We start from the raw sequence: 19,507 nt of genomic DNA, 5'->3' as shown, positions 1-19,507 counted from the left end.
TCTGAAAATCAGAGTTTTCGGATACGGGGCATATTTTTATGCTTTAAAGACCAAGATTAAAAAACAGATCCTGCAAGCACGAACGGCTCTTTGGCCTTTTTCCATGGTATCGTTGTACTAATATTAGTATAGGCACGGTCCCTTGAACGGGATACAATAGAAAAAAAGTAGAAGTATGCGAATCCGGCAGACGGAAAAGCGACAAGGGAAAGGGGGACGTGCAAAGGAGGTCTGCCACAGGTCAAAGCTGACAAGACAGGAAAAAGAAGGAGGAGAGGTTTATGAAGAGAAAGACAAAAATAGTTGGACTGTTCCTGATGATCGCCTTGCTGTTTTTTGCAATACCAGGCTTTGGTAAGGTTCAGGCATCCAGACAGGATGATGAATTCAACGGATGGGGAGACATAGAAGACGAAATAAAGAAAGAAGAAGAGCTGGATGCCTTGGCGAATCAGACACTGGAGATCAGTAAATCCGGAGAATATACGGTATCCTTTAGAAATGCAGAGCTCAAAGGACGCGAAGGTTCTCTGGCGATCGTAAACAAGACGGGCAAACCGATGCGTCTGGAGATTACGGAAACGCTTGCACGGACATCCGTAAGCAGTCCGGACAACAAGCTGACGGACCTGCAGTGGAATCATAACCAGGGAAATAAAACGCTTTCCGGCGGTGGATATTTAAATCCGCTCGCAAGTACGAGACTGGATCTGAAATTCCGCAGTGATTATCAGGGCGGAACGTACTTTGTGGTGAAAGCGACGATCTCTGAGGTAAAGGATCTGGGAGGAAAGAGCTTTGCGCAGGCGCAGCTCATCGAGAATACCGGAAAATACACGGGAAGCCTGTTAAACAATACTTCCGACAATCCGGGCGCCAAAAGATATTTCCGTTTCCATGTAGAGAAAAGACGTTTTGTGAACATACAGCTTTCCAGAGGAGAAGGATCCTGTGCATGTAACCAGACTCTGTACCTGTATTCCAGTGCGGCAGAGAAGGATGCTCTGATTCGGATGTATATCTATGATGCAATCAAGAGAGAGCAGATCCTGCTGGAGCCGGGTGACTATGTCATCGCTCTGTGGGCAACAAACTTCTACGGCGGTTCTACTGCTGTTTATGATCTGGAGCTTAGTGGAAGAGACTATATCTTTGCAACCGGCGTGAAGCTGACCTGCAGGGAGAAGACGAGAACTTTTACGGACGCGATCGGCAGAAAACCGGCGAAATTACATCTGACAGCAACGACGATCCCGGCAAATGCAGATGACAAGCTGAAAGAATTTGTGATCAAAGGTCCTTCAGCTTCACACTTCCACTATAATGACAGTTTAGACCAATATGCCACTGGCCTGAACAGCAAGACGGTTACTGTGACAGCAACTTCAAGAGCTGTAAATTATAAAACGGGCGGTTATTATCCCGGTTATGCAAAGGTCTATGCTACCTCATCAAACGGAAAAGCATCCAAACCGTTAGATTTCACCTTTAAAGCGGCACCGCCTGATGTTTCAAACTATCAGATTTATCACAATTATGTGTTGTTCAATGGCGGATATTCCAGCAAAGCACCGGTTCGCTTCTATCAGAAGGTCGGAAATAAGTGGAAACTGAAAACCACCATTAAAAAACCGGACCGTTTTAAGTTAAAAGGTTTGAAAGCGAACACCGCTTATAAGTTTAAACTGGTCGCACTGTCGAAAAACAGCAAAGGAAAATGGCTGGAAGGAAGTCCGAAATATCTGAACTTCCGCACCGGACGGGGAGAAAGACCGGATATCCGTTCCATTCAGGTCAGCAATGTAAAACTGAATAAAAAGCGTAAATGGGAACGGGAATCCTTTGGTAAATGGGCTTGGCATACGTATTATTCTACCGGCTATACGATCACGATCAATCTGAACAGAACGCTGCCGGGAACCCTTGGTCTGTCCCTGGGCTGGGGCCAGGAGCTTCCGGGAAGAGGAACCCGCTTTGTTCTCAGAACAGGCGTGGAAGGAAACTGGGTCGGTGACAGTATGAAGATCAGGATCCGCTCATACAACCAGAAGGGATACAAAGCAGGCTATGGTCCTATTGTAGAACGAAGGATCACCATCAGATAACAAATTCCCCTTTCATAAAAAACGACTCCGAAGCAAATGCTTCGGAGTTGTTTTTTTGCTATTTACGAAGAAGAAAGCGATGGATGACTTCCGCCACCCCGCTGTGGTTGTTATCGTTTGTGGTCACATAATCCGCAAAAGACAAGGTGTGGGCTTCTCCGTTACACATCACGGCGCCGATACCGGCGGCCCGGATCATGGGGATATCATTCTCGGCATCCCCGACAGCTACAGCTTCGGAAATGGGGATCCCAAGATAGTCACAGAGGATTCCGATGGCAGCTCCTTTTGAGACACCGGTCGGTACCAGTTCCAGGAGCATCGGATGGGAGAAGAAAAGATCCAGCTTCCCTTCTGCCCAGGGGAGCAGTTCCTTCTGGAAACGGACCAGATTTTCGTGGTTTTCTTCATCGATCGCCAGCATTTTACAGGGCTCCTCCGGGAGACAGGAGATCACGTCGGGAACGATCTTTGCCGGAAGTCCGTAAACAGAGGAATAATCAAAGATCTCCTTGCGGTTTTCTTCTCCGATCACATGGTTCCTGTCGTAAGTCTGGATATGCAGGCCTCTTTTATGCGCGAGGTCAAAGACATAACGGACCTCATCAAAGGGAACGCATTTCCGGTAAAGGCTTTTCCGGGCTGCACAGTCATAGATTTCTCCGCCGTTGAAGCAGATGATGTAACAGCCCTTTCCGTCAAGATGGAGGGCATGGGCCTGCGCGGTGGCCCCGGCAAGCGGCCGGCCGGTGCTGATGACGACCTTGTGTCCGGCTTCGATCGCTTCCCGGATCGCGTCCTGGTTTTCTTTTGTCAGTTCTTTGGAATCCGTCAGGAGCGTTCCGTCCAGATCAGTGAAAAGGATCATTTCTTTCTAGCCTCCCGTAAATTTGTCAGAATATCATAAGAAATCTTCAGGTTTCCTCTTCCTGTGCCAAGAGAGATCGCTGGCTTGTTGGAACCGTGGAAATCAGAACCGCCGGAGATCAGGATGCCTTCGGTCCGGGCCAGACGCCGCACATAGCTTTCATCCATCTGCGTATGGGTGGAGTAAAGGGCTTCGACACCAATAAGTCCGTCCTTTTTCAGGGTGCGGACCAGATGCCGCAGCTCTTCATCAGAGAGATGGTATTGAAGCGGGTGGGCGAGAACGGGGATTCCTCCGGTTTTCCGGATCAGACGGACGGCCTGTCCCGGAGTGACCTTTTCCCGCGGGACAAAGTAAGGACAGGTATCTCCTACATAGCGTGTGAAAGCTTCCTGCATGGTCTTGATGTAATGATGATCCAGAAGATAGCGGGCAAAATGGGCTCTGGTCCATACTGCCTCGCCGAAGGCTTCCTGCATCTGTTCCCAGGAAATATCGATTCCGCCCTCGTCGTGGAGCTTTTCGATCATTTTCCGGTTGCGTAACAGTCGGGAATCCTGAAAATGCCGGATCTCCGTAAGAAAAACAGGATTGTCGGGATCAAACTCAAGTCCTACGATATGAATATCTTTTCCCTTGTATTCCGTGGAAAATTCAATGCCGGGAAGGACCTCGATGCCTTCTTTTTTTCCGGCTTCCATTGCTTCCGGAAGTCCTTTCACCGTATCGTGATCGGTCAGGGCAAATGCAGAAAGGCCGGTCTTTTTGGCAAGTGAAACCAGTTCCGAAGGAGTCAGTGTTCCGTCAGAACAGGTGGAATGGACATGAAGATCAACCAGTTTCATAAAAAAACCTCCTTAAAAAATGCCTTTGCTTCTCAGTATAATGGAAAATGCCGGAGATTGCAAATGGAAAGCATATCTTTTCAGAAAGCGATCCGGACGGTAAAAGGCTTGTTATGCAAAGGAAAATATGACATAATAGAAAAAGACAGATCATGCAGATGAAAAAAGAGGTCTGTTGCGAAAAGCAGTTGTGAAAGGGGAAGACAATGGAACAGATCCTAGCGTATTTAAGAGAACAGAACCTTCCGGAAAGCCTGATCCGGGATGTGGAAGGATTTCGGGCTGCCTACCCGGTGGAGGAACGGGTACAGCGGCGGGTGGGAGCTCCGCAAATGCATTTCTTTGGCTCCGATATTCTCCAGATGGCGGTGGCAGGAATCCTTGCAGGAGAAAACATCCTGCTCTGCGGTCCGAAAGCCACCGGAAAAAATATCCTGGCGGAAAATCTGGCCTGGATCTTTGGCCGTCCGGTTTATAATGTATCGTTCCATGTAAATACAGACAGCAGTACGCTCATTGGTACCGATACCTTCCGGGATAACGAAGTGACGCTCAGGAAAGGACCCGTCTACCAATGCGCGGCATATGGCGGCTTTGGGATCCTTGATGAGATCAATATGGCAAAAAATGATGCTGTGGCTGTTCTTCATGCGACACTGGACTACCGGCGGATCATCGATGTGCCGGGTTATGAGAAGATCGATCTTCACCCGGCAACCCGTTTTATTGGTACGATGAACTATGGCTATGCCGGCACAAAGGAACTGAATGAGGCACTGGTTTCCAGATTTCTCGTCATTTATATGCCGGCTCTTACAGAAGACACGCTCTCACAGATCTTTCATTCCGCCTTTCCGCGGCTTAAACAAGAAGCAGAAAAACAGTTTTCCGGTCTTTTTCTGGATCTCCAGAAAAAAGCGGATAACAGTGAGATTTCGACGAAAGCCATTGACCTTCGCGGCATGCTGGCGGCTTTGAAGCTGATCAGCGGCGGTTTAAAACCTTCACTGGCAGTTGCTATGGGAATCACAAATAAAAACTTTGACCTTTTTGAGCGGGAGATGGTAGAGGATATTGTCCGGACCCGTATCCCGGAAAGCTGGAGTGCATCTGAGGTATTTTGATATGGATAAGGAAGAACTTTATGGAGAAGACCGTCTGGCAGCAGAGACACGGATCCGTAATCTTCTCTGGACGGTCAGCGGTGATTATGATCTTTCCTGCGAACTGGATATTGATTCTTTTCAGAAAGCGAAAGAAATCTCCCTTTATGATGCCATCAAACAGGGAGCCTTTGCCCGTTTCTTTGATACGGAGGCATTTGGTCTTTACCTGGTGAAAAAGATCTATCTTGGTGCGGACGAAGGTCAGCTTATGGGGATCGCTCAGCTTTGCCTGGATGAGGCTTCTTTTTCAAAAGTGGCAGCGGAACGACCCGGGGTGCCCGATATCCGGAAAAGAGCCTTTGAGGAGATCCTGGAACGGGATTTTGGCAGATTGAATGCATCTTTTGCCGGCAGGCTGAAGCTTGCCTATCTTCGCAGGGCTCTGACCGGAGATCCGGCAGGGGAACAAAAGATCCGCCGGGAGCTGGATCGGGTTGAGGCTTTAAAGGATACGAAAGATACGCTGGAGATCATTCGCTGTGTGGACGGTATTTATAACTCGGCCGTGGATCGGAAGTTTGAACAGGAGCATGGGACTCTGGCGGAGGTGCTGGCAGTTTCCATGGCAGATCTGAAGAAATACGACTGGCAGGATTATCTGAAGGAAGAGGCAGAAGAGGCCCGGCTGGAGGAATACTTAAGGCAGATGCAGAATCAGCTTACCAGTCTTTCGGAAGAGGAGGAACAGGAAAAAGAAAAAACCAGGGGCGGAGTGGTGCTCCTGGATGAAGAGGCTGTGGAAAAAATGTATTCCTATATGGAATTGAACTATGGCCGTTCTTATCTTAATGAGCTTGAGCAGCAGCGGATCGATCAGAAGCTTTGCCGGGGGGCGCATGCGGACTGCAGTCTGTATTTTACGGACGGGATCCTTGCGGAACCGGTAAAGGTCAATGCCCAGTACGAGCTTGCGAAGCGGACGGCAGAGATGAACCGCCGCTTTCTGCATCAGAACCGGAGAGTGACACGCCAGAATATTGAAGTTCTGACAGAGATCCTGAATCATGCCCTGATGACGCGGAATGAAGAGGAGATCTATGCTTCGGAATATGGCAGGATTGTGCCGAACCGTCTCTGGAAGGTTGGAAGAACTTCAGGAGGGAAACTCTTTGATCTGGAGATCAAAAAGGAAAATTCGGATTTTGTTGTGGAAGTCCTTATCGATGCCAGTGGTTCCCAGCGGGACCGTACCAGCCGGGTGGCACTTCAGGGGTATATCCTGAGTGAAGCGCTGAGTCAGGCGGGGATCCCTCACAGTGTATTCGGTTTCTGCAGCTTCTGGGATTATACGGTGATGCGCCGTTTCCGGGATTTTGATGAGGGACGGGAGGCAAACAGCCGGATTTTTGAATTTTATGCGTCAGCAAACAACAGGGACGGACTGGCTGTCCGCACGGCTGGGAATGCCCTGTTGAACCGGCCGGAGGATCAGAAGATCCTCATCGTTTTAAGTGACGGCCGCCCCAACGATATCATTGTCAACCGTCCGGGCAGCAAAAATCCGACGCCGTATTTCGGAGATTATGCCATCAAAGATACGGCGACAGAGATCCGGAAGCTTCGTAACCAGGGGATCGCAGTCCTTGGTGTCTTTGCAGGGACGGAGAAAGATCTTCTGGCAGAGCAGAAGATTTTCGGAAAAGATTTTGCCTACATCAAAGACATCCGGAATTTCTCCCGCGTGACAGGGGTTTATCTCAAAAAACAGGTGCTGAATGCATAAGAAAGAGGGGGGAGGCAGTGGAAAACAGAAAAATCAGGCTCAATCAATCCGTAGGGAGCCTATGTGTGGTTTTATGTCTCCTGGTGTATGCCTATTATGCCAGGGAATGGGAACGCCGGATCTACGATCCGCTGGGAAAAACCGTTCTGAGTCTCAGCAGGCATCTGGTACATGCCGGGCTGATTTTCTGCTGGATCCTTTCGGTGAACGCACGTATCATACAGGACAGGATCCGCGGTTATCTGATGGCGATCGGGGGGCTTTTGATCTTCTGGCTGTATATCCGCACCGTAAAATGGATGTTTTTTTTCGAAGACAGCTGGCAGAACCAGTATCTCTGGTATGCCTATTACATTCCGATGATCCTGATCCCTCTGCTCGGCGTTTTTCTGGTGCAGTATCTGGGAAAAAAAGAGACATACCGTCTTCCGGGAATGTGGAGGCTCCTTTATCTTCCGGCCTTTTTTCTGATCGGTCTTGTGTTCAGCAATGGATTTCATCAGCAGGTATTTTCTTTCCCGGAGGGAAGATATTCCGGAAGTGTTTATTCCTATGAGACCGGTTACTATTTTGTTATGGCATGGTGTCTGCTCCTCAGCCTGTATTTTATCGTGATGCTGCTTTTTAAATGCCGGGCTCCCGGGAAACGGTGGCTTCAGAAACTGCCTCTTTTTGTGCTGCTGGCCAATGTTTTTCTTTCAGTTTTGTACTGCCTTAAGATCATCCGGATGGATCTGGTTGCGGTAGACTGTATGTTTATCGTGGTTCTTCTGGAAGCCTGCATCCAAAGCGGTCTGATCCGTTCCAATTCCGGTTATGGAATGTTGTTTGCATCGGCACTGATGGAAGCACAGATCCTGGATAAAAACGGGATGGTCTGTTATACTTCCCGTCAGGTGGAAAAAATGGATGAAAATGCCAGAAGCCGGATGGAGGATCCGGAAAATAAAGGGATTATCCTGGAAAACAGAAGGCTGAACTGTGCGGATATTGCCAACGGCAGGATTTTCTGGTGGGAAAATGTCGAGGAAGTGCTCAGGTATACGCACAAACTGGAAGAAACCAATGACCGTCTCAGAGAAGAGAACGATCTTCTGGATGCCGAGATGAAGCTTCGTGAAGCACAGCTCCAGATCGATGAACAGAACCGTCTTTACGATCAGCTTACCTGTGATATGAAAGAACAGCTGGATCTTTTGGAAGGGCTTTTGAAAAGTGACCGGGTGACAGGCAGACAGCGGATCGCGAAGATCTGTGTGCTGAGTGCCTATATGAAACGGCGGAGTAATCTGTGTCTTCTGGCAGAAAGTGAAAAGCAGACTTCGACAAAGGAGCTGGAATTTTGTATTTCAGAATCGCTGGAAAGTATGCGGCTGTGCAATCTGTTCTGTTCTTTTGAAAGCCATTGCAGCGGAAAAACAGCTGCCGGGGAACTGATCCTTTTATACGATGTGGTGCAGCAGATCTTTCAGCAGCTTCTGGCTGATGCAGGAGCGGTGATGATCTGGCTGCGGGCGGAAAATGACAGTCTTTTTTTGAAACTTCAGTCGGATGGCAGGATCTGTACGGAATTCCTGGCTATGGAACGCTGGAGCGATGCGGGCGGCTGCTTTTCCGTTTCCTGTGGACCGGATGCTGACTGGCTGATCCTGCAAAAGGAGGGAGGAAAAGGATGACAAGACCACTTTTTTCTTTATCTTATGGTGCGTTCGGCGGGATCCTGATGGTTTTGTACAGTCTTTTCCTGATCCAGCTTGGCGGTCTTCTGTTGGCAAAGGAAAAGAGACGGAAAAAGAAAACACTGTTCTGGTCCCGCTGGTTTCTTTTTCTGGTTACCGGGATTGTTCTGATCCTTTTAGCTGCCTTCAGTAAACAGCGGGAAATGAGGCTTTTTTCTACGGTAGAACAGAGGGAGAGGGAGATCAAGATCAGCCAGCTGCCCTTATGGAGTGCTCTTCTGGGGCTGACACTTCTTGGAACTGTGACTGTTGTGCTCATATGGAAAACGCTCGCTTATCGCCGTACTACACTGAACCGTCTGGCAATCAAAGAAAGCTTTGATAATCTTCCCACCGGTCTTTGTTTTTCCAGACCGGAAGGGTTTGTGCTGCTGGCGAACCGTAAAATGGAGCAGCTTTGTTTTGAACTGACGGGAGAGGATCTTCAGGATGCCGGGCATTTCTGGGAACAGCTCACAAAAAAGACAGGGCAGATACAGGCAAGAGCGGTCGTATATGGTGAACAGCCCTGTTTTTGCCTGGAAAATCAGGAAATATGGACGTTTCAGAGGGATGTTTTAAATACGGACCGCAGACAGCTCATTCAGCTGACGGCTGTGAATATCACAGAGCTTTATCACCTGTTAGAGCAGCTGGATCAGAAACATCTGGAGCTGAAGAGGATGAACGGGCGTCTGCGGCAGTACAGTGAGAATATGGAGAGTTATGTGCGGAGCAGGGAGCTCCTGGAGACAAAGATGCGGATCCATAAAGAAATCGGACAGGCGCTGCTGGCTTCCCGGGTGTATATTTGCCAGAAGGTACCGGAGCTTACCGAACAGGATATTTTAAAGCGCTGGGAATCGGTTGTTCTGGTCCTGAAAAAAGAAGCGGAGCCGGAAGTGCCGGAAAATAAGTGGCTGCAGTTTGTCCGTGCAGCAGGGGATGCCGGCGTGCAGGTGATCACTTCCGGATCGATACCGGCGGATCCGGTACGACAGGAATATCTTCTGATGGCTGCCGTGGAAGCTTTGACAAATGCCGTCCGCCACGGAGAAGCGGATCGGCTGAAGATCGTGCTTACAGAAGAAAATGGGTACATACGGGTCTGTTTTTTCAACAACGGGAAAAATCCCACGCTTCCTGTCCGGGAGGGCGGGGGACTTGGTGCCTTGCGTATCCGTCTGGAAGAAGCCGGCGGCAGCATGCAGATCCTGACGACTCCGGAATTTTGTCTGTCTGTTTTACTGCCGAAAAAAGGGGGGAGAGAGGTATGTTACCGATACAGGTCCTGATCGTGGAAGACGATCCGATGGCCAGGACATTATTTGAAATTTATCTGAAAAACAGTGAAAAATATAAGGTGGCAGGTTCTGTGGAAAGTGCGGCAATGGCGGAGCTCTACTGCCTGACAAAGCAGATAGACCTGATCCTTATGGATGTGTGTACGGCTTTGCATGCCAGCGGTCTGGATGCAGCGGAAAAAATCAAAAAGAATCATCCGGGGATAAAAATCCTGATCGTGACCAGTCAGCCGGAATGTGATTTTATCGAACGCGCCCGTCGGGCAGGGGTGGACAGCTTCTGGTACAAGGAACCATCCGAAGAAAAAATCATGTCTGTGATCAACAGAACCATGGAAGGGGAACAGGTTTATCCGGATTCTCCGGCGAAGCAGAAGATCGGCAATTGTTTCAGTACAGAATTTACAAAACAGGAATTGAGCATTTTGCGGGAACTGACGGCAGGAGACACCGATGAGGAGATTGGAAAGAATCTTCATCTTTCTGTCTGGACGGTCCGGAAATATATCAAACAGATGCTGGAGAAAACGGGATTCAAATCCCGGACCCAGCTGGCTGTTGTGGCAAGAGAAAGCGGGATCGTGATAAAAGGGTATTGAGATATCGCGATCCCGAAGCCGGGATGATACAAAAAAAGCATCCGAAATGCTCGGATGCTTTTTCAAACAGTTCGTAGGAGAATCGAACTCCTGTTTCCGCCGTGAGAGGGCGGCGTCTTAACCGCTTGACCAACGAACCATAATAACAAAATAATATTCAGATAAAGAGCAGTTCGTAGGAGAATCGAACTCCTGTTTCCGCCGTGAGAGGGCGGCGTCTTAACCGCTTGACCAACGAACCATAATAACAAAATAATATTCAGATAAAGAGCAGTTCGTAGGAGAATCGAACTCCTGTTTCCGCCGTGAGAGGGCGGCGTCTTAACCGCTTGACCAACGAACCTTACTGCCATATCCTAACCTATGGACTGAAAAATGTCAAGCACTTTTTTGAAAATTTTTGAATTTTTTTTGAAAGTCGCATTTTTATGAAAATTCCGTAACAGTTCAGAACCAATGTCACTTAGTTAAGCTTATCATGAATAGTAAAAATTGTGTATATATTTAAGAAAAGGATGTGATAATCAAAGGAAAACAAAAATATACCATGTTCAAAAAAATTTATATTAACTGTCAGGCGCGACTTTAAGACAGACTTTCGTCTGCCTTAAAATTAGTGTACACTAGGATATTTATGTAAATTATTTCTGATCCAGTACGGACTGAATCTGCTTCATCAGCTGATCGTAGTTTGACTGATCGTCAATGCCACCCATGAAAGGTTCCCCAACGATATTTCCGTCTTTATCTACAAGAACGGTTGTAGGAAATGCCATGATGTTTCCATTTCCAGCATAGTCTCCAACTGTTGAATTAGAATCGAAAGTCAGGTTCTTGTAGGAAGCACCCTGAGCTTTCAGGATTTCTTTTGCCTCTTTGATTCCGGCTTCATTGTTGTCTAAAGTATCCATGTTGATACCAACAACTTCGCCACCCATTTCTTTGAGTTTCTCATTTAATTCATTCAGCTTAGAGAGCTCTTCGACACATGGCTTGCATCCACTGAACCAGAAATTTACAACTGTAACTTTATTTTTAGCGAAAAGACTGTCATCTACATCGTTTCCATCCAGATCTTTTCCTTTGAAACCTTTGAATACAGCTGTGGATTCGTTTGATTTGGAGGAAGAGCTGTCAGAGGAATCGGATGCAGCAATCTCTTTCTCAAGCTTGGCAATTTCTTCTTCAATTCCGCGGATTGTCTCGATGTCTTTGCACAGAGTTTCATATTCTTCTTTAGAGAAAGAGTCTTTGTTAGATTCCACTGTGCTTGCGAGGGTATCAGCATAGTTTCCGCTCTTGTCATCACCGGCAGCGTTCTTGTTCATAAGACCAAAGGCTTTGTCCCATGCATCTTTGTGATCAGCAAAAAGCTGGTTTTCCTGCTGGTAAAGGTCATTCCGTTTTTCGTTCAGCTCGTCTGCGCTGCCCGTTTCTGTTGTGGAAGAAGATTCCTGTTTTGTGTTTGTATTGTCTGTTGTGGAGGAATTTCCGCAGCCTGTAAACGCAAAAAGTACAGAAATGGCAAGGGATGCAGCAATTACCTTTTTTAATTTCATTGAGTTTGTTCTAAGTGTTTTGTTTTTCATGATTTTAAATCTCCTTTAAATTACGTTTTATTAGTTTTTATTTTCAGCCTGTTTCTTAGTTGAAAATCCGTAATGATAGCAGATTGCATCAGTCGGACAGGCTTTCATACATTCTCCGCATCGGATACATTCCGGATGGTTTGGTGTGTCTACTACATTGACATCCATCTTACAGACACGACTACATTTCTGGCAGCCAACACATTTCTCATGATCAACCTGAATCTTAAGAAAAGATACCTTGTTAAACAGTGAGTAAATAGCACCCAGCGGGCAGATCCATTTACAAAATGGGCGGTAAAACAAGATGCTCAGGATGATGAAAAGCGCAAGGATTGTGAACTTAAATGTAAATAAATGTCCGAGTGCGGCACGGATTCCTGAGTTGGCAAGTGCCAGCGGAATTGCGCCTTCAAGTACGCCCTGTGGGCAAATGTATTTGCAGAAGAAAGGATCTCCCATACCAAGTGAATTGGTTACAAATGCCGGAAGTAGTATAACAAAGACGACCAGAATCACATATTTCAGATACCGCAGAGGCTTCAGTTTTGCGGTGGAAAGTTTCTTGCCCGGAATCTTATGCAGCAGATCCTGGAACCATCCAAACGGACAGAGGAATCCACAGATAAACCGTCCTAACAGAACACCTAACAGGATGAAAAATCCGGTGATGTAGTAGGTAAATTTGAATTTTGAAGAACCGACCACGGCTTGAAATGCTCCGATCGGACATGCTCCGGTAGCGGCAGGACAAGAGTAACAGTTTAGTCCCGGGACGCACATCGTTTTTACATTTCCCTGATAAATTTTCCCTTTAAACAGATTCGGGATGTGAATGTTGGTCAGCAGTGTAGCAGCTGCCTGAATCCATCCGCGGAAACGGGCCAGAAAGTTTTTGTTTGATTTCATTTTCTTATCCAATTCCGACACACTCCATACATAATTTTATTGCCTTACTAAGTACAACCGCTGCTTCTCCGCGGAAAATCCCGACAAGGAAAAACACCAAACCGGCTGCAAGTAAAAGAATTTGTGTTGCTTTTTCAGATTTCATTAAAATACTCCTTTCAATGTTTAAAGTCCGTTTATTGACCTTTCGATGTTTGCATTATACAATAGAGGGTGTAAAATTCCTGTTAAGAAAATGGAGAAAAATAAATTGAGATTATTGGTTGTTGAAGATGAGAAGAAATTGTGTGATATGATTGCGAAAAGTCTGCACCAGGCAGGTTATGAGGTAGACACGTGTAATGACGGAGAGGAAGCACTGGATATGATCTATGCGGAAATGTATGATTTGATCGTGCTTGATCTTAACCTTCCGGGGATGGATGGGATGGATATTCTCCGGGAACTTCGAAAGGAAAATGAAGAGACAAAGGTATTGATTCTGTCTGCGAGAAGTCAGATCGCTGATAAGGTTGACGGTCTTGATGCGGGGGCAAATGATTATATGGAAAAACCCTTTCATCTGCAAGAGCTGGAAGCCCGTGTGCGAAGTCTGACAAGAAGAAAGTTTGTACAAAAAAATGTCTGTCTGGAATGTGGCAGTCTTCGTTTTGATACAAGAGAAAGGACTGCATATGCAAAAGACAAGCCGGTTGCATTGACAAGAAAAGAGAATGGAATTCTAGAGTATCTTCTTTTGAATCAGGGAAGACCGGTCAGTCAGGAAGAACTGATCGAGCATGTCTGGGATTCTTCTGTGGATAGTTTCAGCGGCTCGATCCGAGTGCATATGTCTTCTCTGAGAAAGAAACTGAAAGCCGGGCTTGGTTATGATCCGATCGTGAATAAGATTGGTGAGGGGTATAAGATAGGAGGTGGTGGTAAAGCATGAAAAAAATATCACTCCAGTGGAGACTGACGATTCTTACGACGGTGTTGATTACCGTATTGTGTGGATGTCTTACATTCTTCTTATATAAAAACGGAATTTATTATTTCGATACGCTTCAGGAGACTGTTACGGATCAAAGCGCCGTACCGGAGGCAATGTATATTGATATTCCGGATAATGAGTGGGATGACTTTGCAGCGCAGTTTGCTACGAAGGTTTATAATTCGAAATCAGATTATAGAAACAGAAGTCTTTTGATTACTGCTGTCGTGGCACTGATTGGTGGTGCAGTTACATTTTTTGTCAGCGGCAGGGCATTAAAACCACTCAAAGAATTTTCAGAGACAGTAGAAAAGGTTCAGGCACAGAATCTGGCGGATTATACGATTGAAGAGAATAGAATCGCAGAATTAGACCGACTTCGTACTTCTTATAACAAGATGCTTTTGCGACTTTCGGAATCATTTGAGACACAGCGTCAGTTTACAGGAAATGCAGCACATGAGCTACGAACTCCTTTAGCATTAATCCAAGCACAACTAGATCTTTATCATACAACAGAACATCCGGAGAGTGGAGATGCGGCAGAAGAAACCATCCAGATGGTGACGGAGCAGAATGAACGTCTTAGCAAGCTTGTCAGAACACTCTTGGATATGAGTGAATTACAAACGGTGGCACGTAATGAAAAGATCGAGATTCAGGGATTGATAGAGGAAGTGCTGACGGATCTGGAACCACTGGCACAGGAAAAGAATATTGAACTGTTACAGAAGGCACAGAATTCGTCGGATGGAAGATCAGATGGAACAGAAGAGTCGTTGCTGGTCGCATGTAGTGTGAACAATAACGAAAAGCCAGAGGATGAACTGATTCTGACAGGAAGTGATATTCTGATCTATCGGATGATTTATAATCTCGTTGAAAATGCGATTAAATATAATCGAACAGATGGAAGGGTTACGGTATCGGCAAAGAGAGAGAAGGATGAAGTTGTCCTGACAGTTGCGGATACAGGGAATGGAATTGACGAGTCATTCCGGGAACAGATCTTTGAACCGTTTTTCCGGGTAGATAAGTCCAGAAGCCGTGAGCTTGGAGGGGTAGGTCTTGGACTTGCGATGGTGCGTGAAATCGTGCGGGTGCATGACGGAAAGATTGAGGTTCGCGGAAATGAGCAGGGCGGAACAACATTTGAAGTGAGAATGGGGATAGAATAGAAGAATAAAAATACTTTATCATTACTTAACCTGAATTATTCATGAGCATATAAAAATGCTCAATACTGTAAAGCCTTGAAACAGTTTCCTTGAATTCAATCGAATCATCCCCTGATCCTTTTGAGTGGCTTGGTACAAATCTTCCTCTTTATCTGAAGCCAGGGCAATGAGTGCGGGATTCTGTTTTAAACGGATAGCATAGGAGCAGCCATTACTCTCACAGGTTTCATAAAGTTTTGGGGAAGAGAATCCGTTGTCCCCACGAAGATAAGTTTTAATGCCCCTTTCCAGGTATTCCTGAAAAATAGATTCCATAAATTTATCTGCCCCATTGCTACAATGGAGCGTTCCATCGCGGAGTTTCGCTTTTATCAGATCTCCAGTCAGTCCGTCATAGCATAGGAATGGATGATATCCATGTGCCTGGTAATGAAAGTTGAATCCTTCGCCTTCCTGCCTGCCATAAGTGTCAAACAGAGTGCTGTCCAAATCCAGAAGCACATGCTCCGGACGTTTTATGGAATAGATGGTATCCCTGAGATTTTTATCAATGTCATCAAACTGTATCAGTGTATCTTCATCCATACGGTTGAAAAATCTTGATAATGTTGGCTGCGATGCTAGACTTTCTTTATCAAGAATGATATTGAAAACAGGATCCAGAGTCAGTTCATCCGCACAGTCATCATGAAAATATGCAGAGATGACCTGATAGATCATCTGTAATAGATTTTCATAGTCCTTGTGGAACCGGATAGACTTATCGTTGGTTTTAAACTTTTTTTCGATCAGCTTTGTAAAGCCGATCTTTGCGGCGAATTCTTTTATCAAAAGGAGTCCTGCATCGGAGGAAAGATCGCCTCCATCAAAATTTATTTTAATTTGCCTATTGCTTTGAAGTGAAAAGGTGTTTACAATACTCATAAAGGGCTCCTTTGTTGGTATTATTTGAGATTCGACACCTTAATTTTACCACAAATGGATGCTCTTTTTTTATTCACTTAATAGGTGAAAAGCAAAATGCAGTTAAAATACAGTAACTATGTGGCTTTCAGCCACTTTCACGGTAAAGCCGTGAATAATTCAGGTTAAATTCTCTTAAAAGATGACGGAAAGCAGAAACTGACAGTTTCGAACGTTGCTGATAAAATGCAGAACTTGTAGGGGCAGAAAAATCATAGTTAAAAAATTTAAGAAGTTCATGATTCATACTGCCGCTTTCCATAGAAATGATTAAACGCATCATTTTTTTGAAATCAAGCTTGCGTCTGCGTAAAAAATCCTTGTCAGGATTATTTACAAAAGAAGAAATTGAGAGGGACATCTCATCAATAATGTCCCAAAGTGTAGTTTTGACTGTTTCAGGAAAAGTCATAGTTAAACCTCCTTGAATTAGAATGAAACATAGTTCTAATTCAAGGACCGCTCTCGTTACCTCATGAATTTATCAGCAACGAGAGCGGCCACACATTTTAGCTGCTTTGTCAACTACATATTAAAATATTTTTGTTAGAGGTTCAAATTGACTTGAACCGATAAGCCTAACTAAGTGACATTGGTTCAGAACATCAGCGAAACAAAAAAATCAGACTATGCAAACTTGTTTGCAATAGGATGAATTTTTTGTTTCGGAATGGGCGGAACGGTGCTGAGTTCCAGTGGGACTCGGTGAGCGCGGACCGAAATGGAATGTAGATCCATTGGCCTCAGACAAAAGCTGCGAATGCAGCGAGAGCGCATGCAATGCACGGGGTGCTGAGTTCCAGTGGGACTCGGTGAGCACCGACCGAAGCAGTGCGTAGACCTGAGGCCTGTTGTTCTCAGTCAGCGAAGACAGGATCTGATACGCTGGAAGCTTCGTAAACGCAGCACGCAGACCTTCAAAAGAAATGGCAAAAACAGCGTTGTCTTTAAATCAACGACACTTGTGCGTGTATCTGAGAGAAAAACAAAACAAGAAAAAATGTACGCAAGACACGGAAAAATGCTTGCTTTTTTTTCTTCTATCTGTTATGATGAAATTACCTTAAACAGTAAGGAAAAGAAGACGTGTAAGGGGACTTCGTTATAGGTACACCGGGAATTTCGGGGGATTTTCAGAACGGTGGAAAACGAAGTACTGCAGGAGAAAAAAGAAGAAACGGAAACCTTTCCTGCGCGTACGATAAGCACCCCTTCCGGAAGCTAAGGAGGAAAAGGTAATGGGTGAAATGATGTGGGCACTGGTAAAAGAAAAAGCAGACGTAGGTCTCTGGATGAAAAAAGTACCGGTACCGATGGTGGGGAAAAATGATGTGAAGATTAAAATTCACAAAACGGCGATCTGTGGAACAGACGTACATATTTATAACTGGAATGACTGGGCACAGCACACGATTCCGGTTGGTCTGACTGCAGGTCATGAGTATGTGGGAGAGATTGTAGAGGTTGGAGAGAACGTGGAAGGCTTCAAAGTAGGCGATCTGGTATCCGGCGAGGGTCATATCGTCTGCGGAAAATGCCGGAACTGTCTGGCAGGTATGAAGCACCTCTGCAAAAACACTCAGGGTGTAGGCGTGAACAGAAACGGTGCTTTTGCTGAGTATCTGGTGATTCCGGCAGCAAACGCATGGCACTGCGACCCCTCTATCCGTGAGGAGCTCTATTCCATTTTCGATCCGCTGGGAAATGCGGTTCATACAGCACTTTCTTTCGATATGACAGGTGAGGATGTCCTGATCACAGGAGCCGGCCCGATCGGTATCATGGCAGCAGCGATCTCCCGTCATGTGGGAGCCCGTCATGTTGTGATCACAGACATGAACGATTATCGTCTGGATCTGGCAAAGAAAATGGGTGCGACCAGAACAGTCAACGTGGCAAAAGAGAATCTGACCGATGTGATGAAAGAGATCGGCATGAAGGAAGGCTTTGACGTAGGACTGGAGATGTCCGGAAGCCAGCCTGGTTTCAACAACATGATCGATAACATGAAGAATGGTGGAAAGATCGCTCTTCTGGGACTGCAGAGAGCAGATGCCCGTATCAACTGGGAGAAAGTAATCTTTAATGGCCTGACGATCCGTGGTATCTACGGACGTAAGGTATGGGAGACTTGGTACAAGATGTCTACCATGCTTCAGAGCGGACTGAATGTGGATGATATCATCACACACCGTTTTGATGTACGTGACTTTGAAAAAGGCTTTGAAGCTATGAACAGCGGTATGTCCGGAAAAGTGATCCTTGACTGGACGAAACTGGAAGAGGAAGCTTAAGGTTAGGAGGCAAAGGAAAATGGCAGTAAAACAGGATATTTTGGATATTTACGCAAAAGAAGTAGAAGGTATCAAAGAGGCAGGTCTTTTCAAAGGTGAGGCCCCCATCGCTTCTCCCCAGGGAGCAAAGGTAAAACTGGAGGACGGAAGAGAAGTGATCAATATGTGTGCCAACAACTATCTGGGTCTTGGAGATGACAAACGCCTGATCGAGGCAGCCAAAAAGACTTATGATGAGAAGGGCTACGGACTGGCATCTGTTCGTTTCATCTGCGGAACCCAGGACATTCACAAACAGCTGGAGAAACGGATCTCATCCTTCCTTGGAATGGATGACACCATCCTTTACTCTTCCTGTTTTGATGCCAACGGCGGTCTTTTCGAGACCATCCTTACTGCAGAGGATGCGGTGATCAGTGACGAGCTGAACCATGCCAGCATCATCGACGGTGTTCGTCTGTGTAAAGCAAAACGTTATCGTTACCACAACAACGATATGGCTGATTTAAGAGCAAAACTGGAAGAGGCAGATGCAGCAGGAGCAAGAATCAAACTCATCGCTACAGACGGTGTCTTCTCCATGGATGGTATCATTGCAGATCTGAAGGGTATCTGTGATCTGGCAGATGAGTTCCATGCACTGGTAATGGTGGACGATAGCCATGCAGCCGGCTTTGTAGGAAAAACCGGTCGTGGAACTGCGGAATACTGTGGCGTACAGGGCAGAGTGGATATCATCACCGGTACACTCGGAAAAGCTCTTGGCGGAGCCAGCGGCGGATTCACCAGCGCACGGAAAGAGATCGTAGACCTTCTTCGTCAGAGAAGCCGTCCTTATCTTTTCTCCAACACTCTGGCTCCGGCTATTGCAGGCGCCAGCATGGAAGTGTTCAATATCCTTGAGAAGGATACCAGCCTTCGTGACCATCTGGAAGAGACCACAGCTTACTACAGAAATCAGCTGACAGAAGCCGGCTTTGATATCATCCCGGGTGTACATCCCATCGTTCCGGTCATGCTTTATGAAGAGCGTCTGGCCGGCGAATACGCAAAACGCATGATGGAAAAAGGCGTTTATGTGGTAGCTTTCTCCTATCCGGTAGTTCCCAAGGGAAAAGCAAGGATCCGTACCCAGGTTTGTGCGACCCACACCAAAGAAGATATCGATTACATCGTAAAATGCTTCAAAGAAGTTCGTGACGAACTGTCAAAATAATAGCAATAAGCATTGAAAAATACTCTCCCTTTCGTGTATAATGAAATTATGCAGAAC

General features: G+C 46.1%; 16 protein-coding genes, 3 tRNA genes and 1 pseudogene. 10 read left to right on the top strand and 10 right to left on the bottom strand.

From position 1 onward, the window contains the following. The first annotated feature begins 281 nt into the window (after window positions 1–281). Complete coding sequence (locus DXA57_RS04465; RefSeq protein ID WP_117765049.1) at window positions 282–2,105, top strand: fibronectin type III domain-containing protein; 1,824 nt, start codon at window positions 282–284, stop codon at window positions 2,103–2,105. A 58-nt stretch (window positions 2,106–2,163) separates the two neighbouring features. Here the strand turns inward: DXA57_RS04465 and DXA57_RS04460 are convergent, their stop codons facing one another. Both DXA57_RS04460 and DXA57_RS04455 read right to left on the bottom strand, forming a co-directional pair. Beyond that, window positions 2,164–2,973, bottom strand: coding sequence for a Cof-type HAD-IIB family hydrolase (locus DXA57_RS04460; protein ID WP_117765047.1), 810 nt, complete (start codon window positions 2,971–2,973; stop codon window positions 2,164–2,166). Beyond that, a complete protein-coding gene (locus DXA57_RS04455; protein ID WP_117765045.1) occupies window positions 2,970–3,818 on the bottom strand; it encodes a PHP domain-containing protein in 849 nt (282 codons plus the stop codon). The genes DXA57_RS04460 and DXA57_RS04455 overlap by 4 nt, the downstream gene beginning before the upstream one ends. Before the next feature lie 206 nt (window positions 3,819–4,024). On the opposite strand from DXA57_RS04455, the gene DXA57_RS04450 reads away from it, so the two are divergent. The 5 genes from DXA57_RS04450 to DXA57_RS04430 are packed head-to-tail and all read left to right on the top strand — an operon-like array spanning window position 4,025 to window position 10,328. Beyond that, window positions 4,025–4,942 (top strand): AAA family ATPase, encoded by a 918-nt coding sequence (locus DXA57_RS04450; protein ID WP_117765043.1) that lies wholly within the window; start codon window positions 4,025–4,027, stop codon window positions 4,940–4,942. A gap of 1 nt (window position 4,943) precedes the next feature. Continuing rightward, window positions 4,944–6,707, top strand: coding sequence for a cobaltochelatase CobT-related protein (locus DXA57_RS04445; protein WP_117765041.1), 1,764 nt, complete (start codon window positions 4,944–4,946; stop codon window positions 6,705–6,707). 17 nt (window positions 6,708–6,724) lie between these two features. Continuing rightward, window positions 6,725–8,383 carry a hypothetical protein gene (locus DXA57_RS04440; protein WP_147345655.1) on the top strand — a complete coding sequence of 553 codons (1,659 nt, stop codon included), beginning with the start codon at window positions 6,725–6,727 and terminating at the stop codon, window positions 8,381–8,383. Next, entirely contained in the window at window positions 8,380–9,720 is a 1,341-nt protein-coding gene (locus DXA57_RS04435; RefSeq protein WP_117765037.1) for a hypothetical protein, read from the top strand. The genes DXA57_RS04440 and DXA57_RS04435 overlap by 4 nt, the downstream gene beginning before the upstream one ends. Next, window positions 9,699–10,328: a response regulator transcription factor gene (locus DXA57_RS04430; protein WP_117765035.1), complete on the top strand. Its 630-nt coding sequence runs from the start codon at window positions 9,699–9,701 to the stop codon at window positions 10,326–10,328. Before DXA57_RS04435 ends, DXA57_RS04430 begins: the two co-directional genes overlap by 22 nt. A 67-nt stretch (window positions 10,329–10,395) precedes the next feature. On the opposite strand, the gene DXA57_RS04425 is transcribed toward DXA57_RS04430, so the two are convergent. From DXA57_RS04425 to DXA57_RS04400, 6 genes are all read right to left on the bottom strand, one after another. Further along, window positions 10,396–10,467, bottom strand: a tRNA-Glu gene (locus DXA57_RS04425). Window positions 10,468–10,497: 30 nt separating this feature from the next. Continuing rightward, window positions 10,498–10,569, bottom strand: a tRNA-Glu gene (locus DXA57_RS04420). A gap of 30 nt (window positions 10,570–10,599) precedes the next feature. After that, window positions 10,600–10,671 (bottom strand) — tRNA-Glu (locus DXA57_RS04415). 298 nt (window positions 10,672–10,969) lie between these two features. Beyond that, a complete protein-coding gene (locus DXA57_RS04410) occupies window positions 10,970–11,917 on the bottom strand; it encodes a TlpA disulfide reductase family protein (RefSeq protein ID WP_117765033.1) in 948 nt (315 codons plus the stop codon). 30 nt (window positions 11,918–11,947) lie between these two features. Beyond that, complete coding sequence (locus DXA57_RS04405; protein ID WP_055228228.1) at window positions 11,948–12,838, bottom strand: 4Fe-4S binding protein; 891 nt, start codon at window positions 12,836–12,838, stop codon at window positions 11,948–11,950. Continuing rightward, a complete protein-coding gene (locus DXA57_RS04400) occupies window positions 12,831–12,971 on the bottom strand; it encodes a CD1871A family CXXC motif-containing protein (RefSeq protein WP_020435933.1) in 141 nt (46 codons plus the stop codon). Before DXA57_RS04400 ends, DXA57_RS04405 begins: the two co-directional genes overlap by 8 nt. A gap of 45 nt (window positions 12,972–13,016) precedes the next feature. Here DXA57_RS04400 and DXA57_RS04395 point away from each other — a divergent pair, with 45 nt between their 5' ends. After that, the gene (locus DXA57_RS04395; RefSeq protein WP_117765031.1) at window positions 13,017–13,757 is read left to right on the top strand and encodes a response regulator transcription factor; all 741 of its coding nucleotides are present in this window, start codon (window positions 13,017–13,019) and stop codon (window positions 13,755–13,757) included. Beyond that, a complete protein-coding gene (locus DXA57_RS04390; protein ID WP_117765029.1) occupies window positions 13,754–14,977 on the top strand; it encodes a sensor histidine kinase in 1,224 nt (407 codons plus the stop codon). Before DXA57_RS04395 ends, DXA57_RS04390 begins: the two co-directional genes overlap by 4 nt. A 111-nt stretch (window positions 14,978–15,088) precedes the next feature. Here DXA57_RS04390 and DXA57_RS04385 read toward each other — a convergent pair. After that, window positions 15,089–15,901: pseudogene (locus DXA57_RS04385) on the bottom strand (IS1380 family transposase); the annotation flags it as partial. A gap of 127 nt (window positions 15,902–16,028) precedes the next feature. Then, window positions 16,029–16,352 (bottom strand): hypothetical protein, encoded by a 324-nt coding sequence (locus DXA57_RS04380; protein WP_117765025.1) that lies wholly within the window; start codon window positions 16,350–16,352, stop codon window positions 16,029–16,031. A gap of 826 nt (window positions 16,353–17,178) precedes the next feature. Here DXA57_RS04380 and tdh point away from each other — a divergent pair. Continuing rightward, a complete protein-coding gene (gene tdh / locus DXA57_RS04375) occupies window positions 17,179–18,234 on the top strand; it encodes an L-threonine 3-dehydrogenase (RefSeq protein WP_117765023.1) in 1,056 nt (351 codons plus the stop codon). A gap of 19 nt (window positions 18,235–18,253) precedes the next feature. Next, window positions 18,254–19,450, top strand: a complete 1,197-nt coding sequence (locus DXA57_RS04370) for a glycine C-acetyltransferase (protein ID WP_117765021.1) — start codon at window positions 18,254–18,256, stop codon at window positions 19,448–19,450. Window positions 19,451–19,507: the final 57 nt, after the last annotated feature.

Origin of the sequence: Blautia sp. OF03-15BH (assembly GCF_003463065.1) — a bacterium.
Lineage (GTDB): Bacteria > Bacillota > Clostridia > Lachnospirales > Lachnospiraceae > Limivivens.
This window is presented reverse-complemented; position numbering and strand designations above follow the sequence as displayed.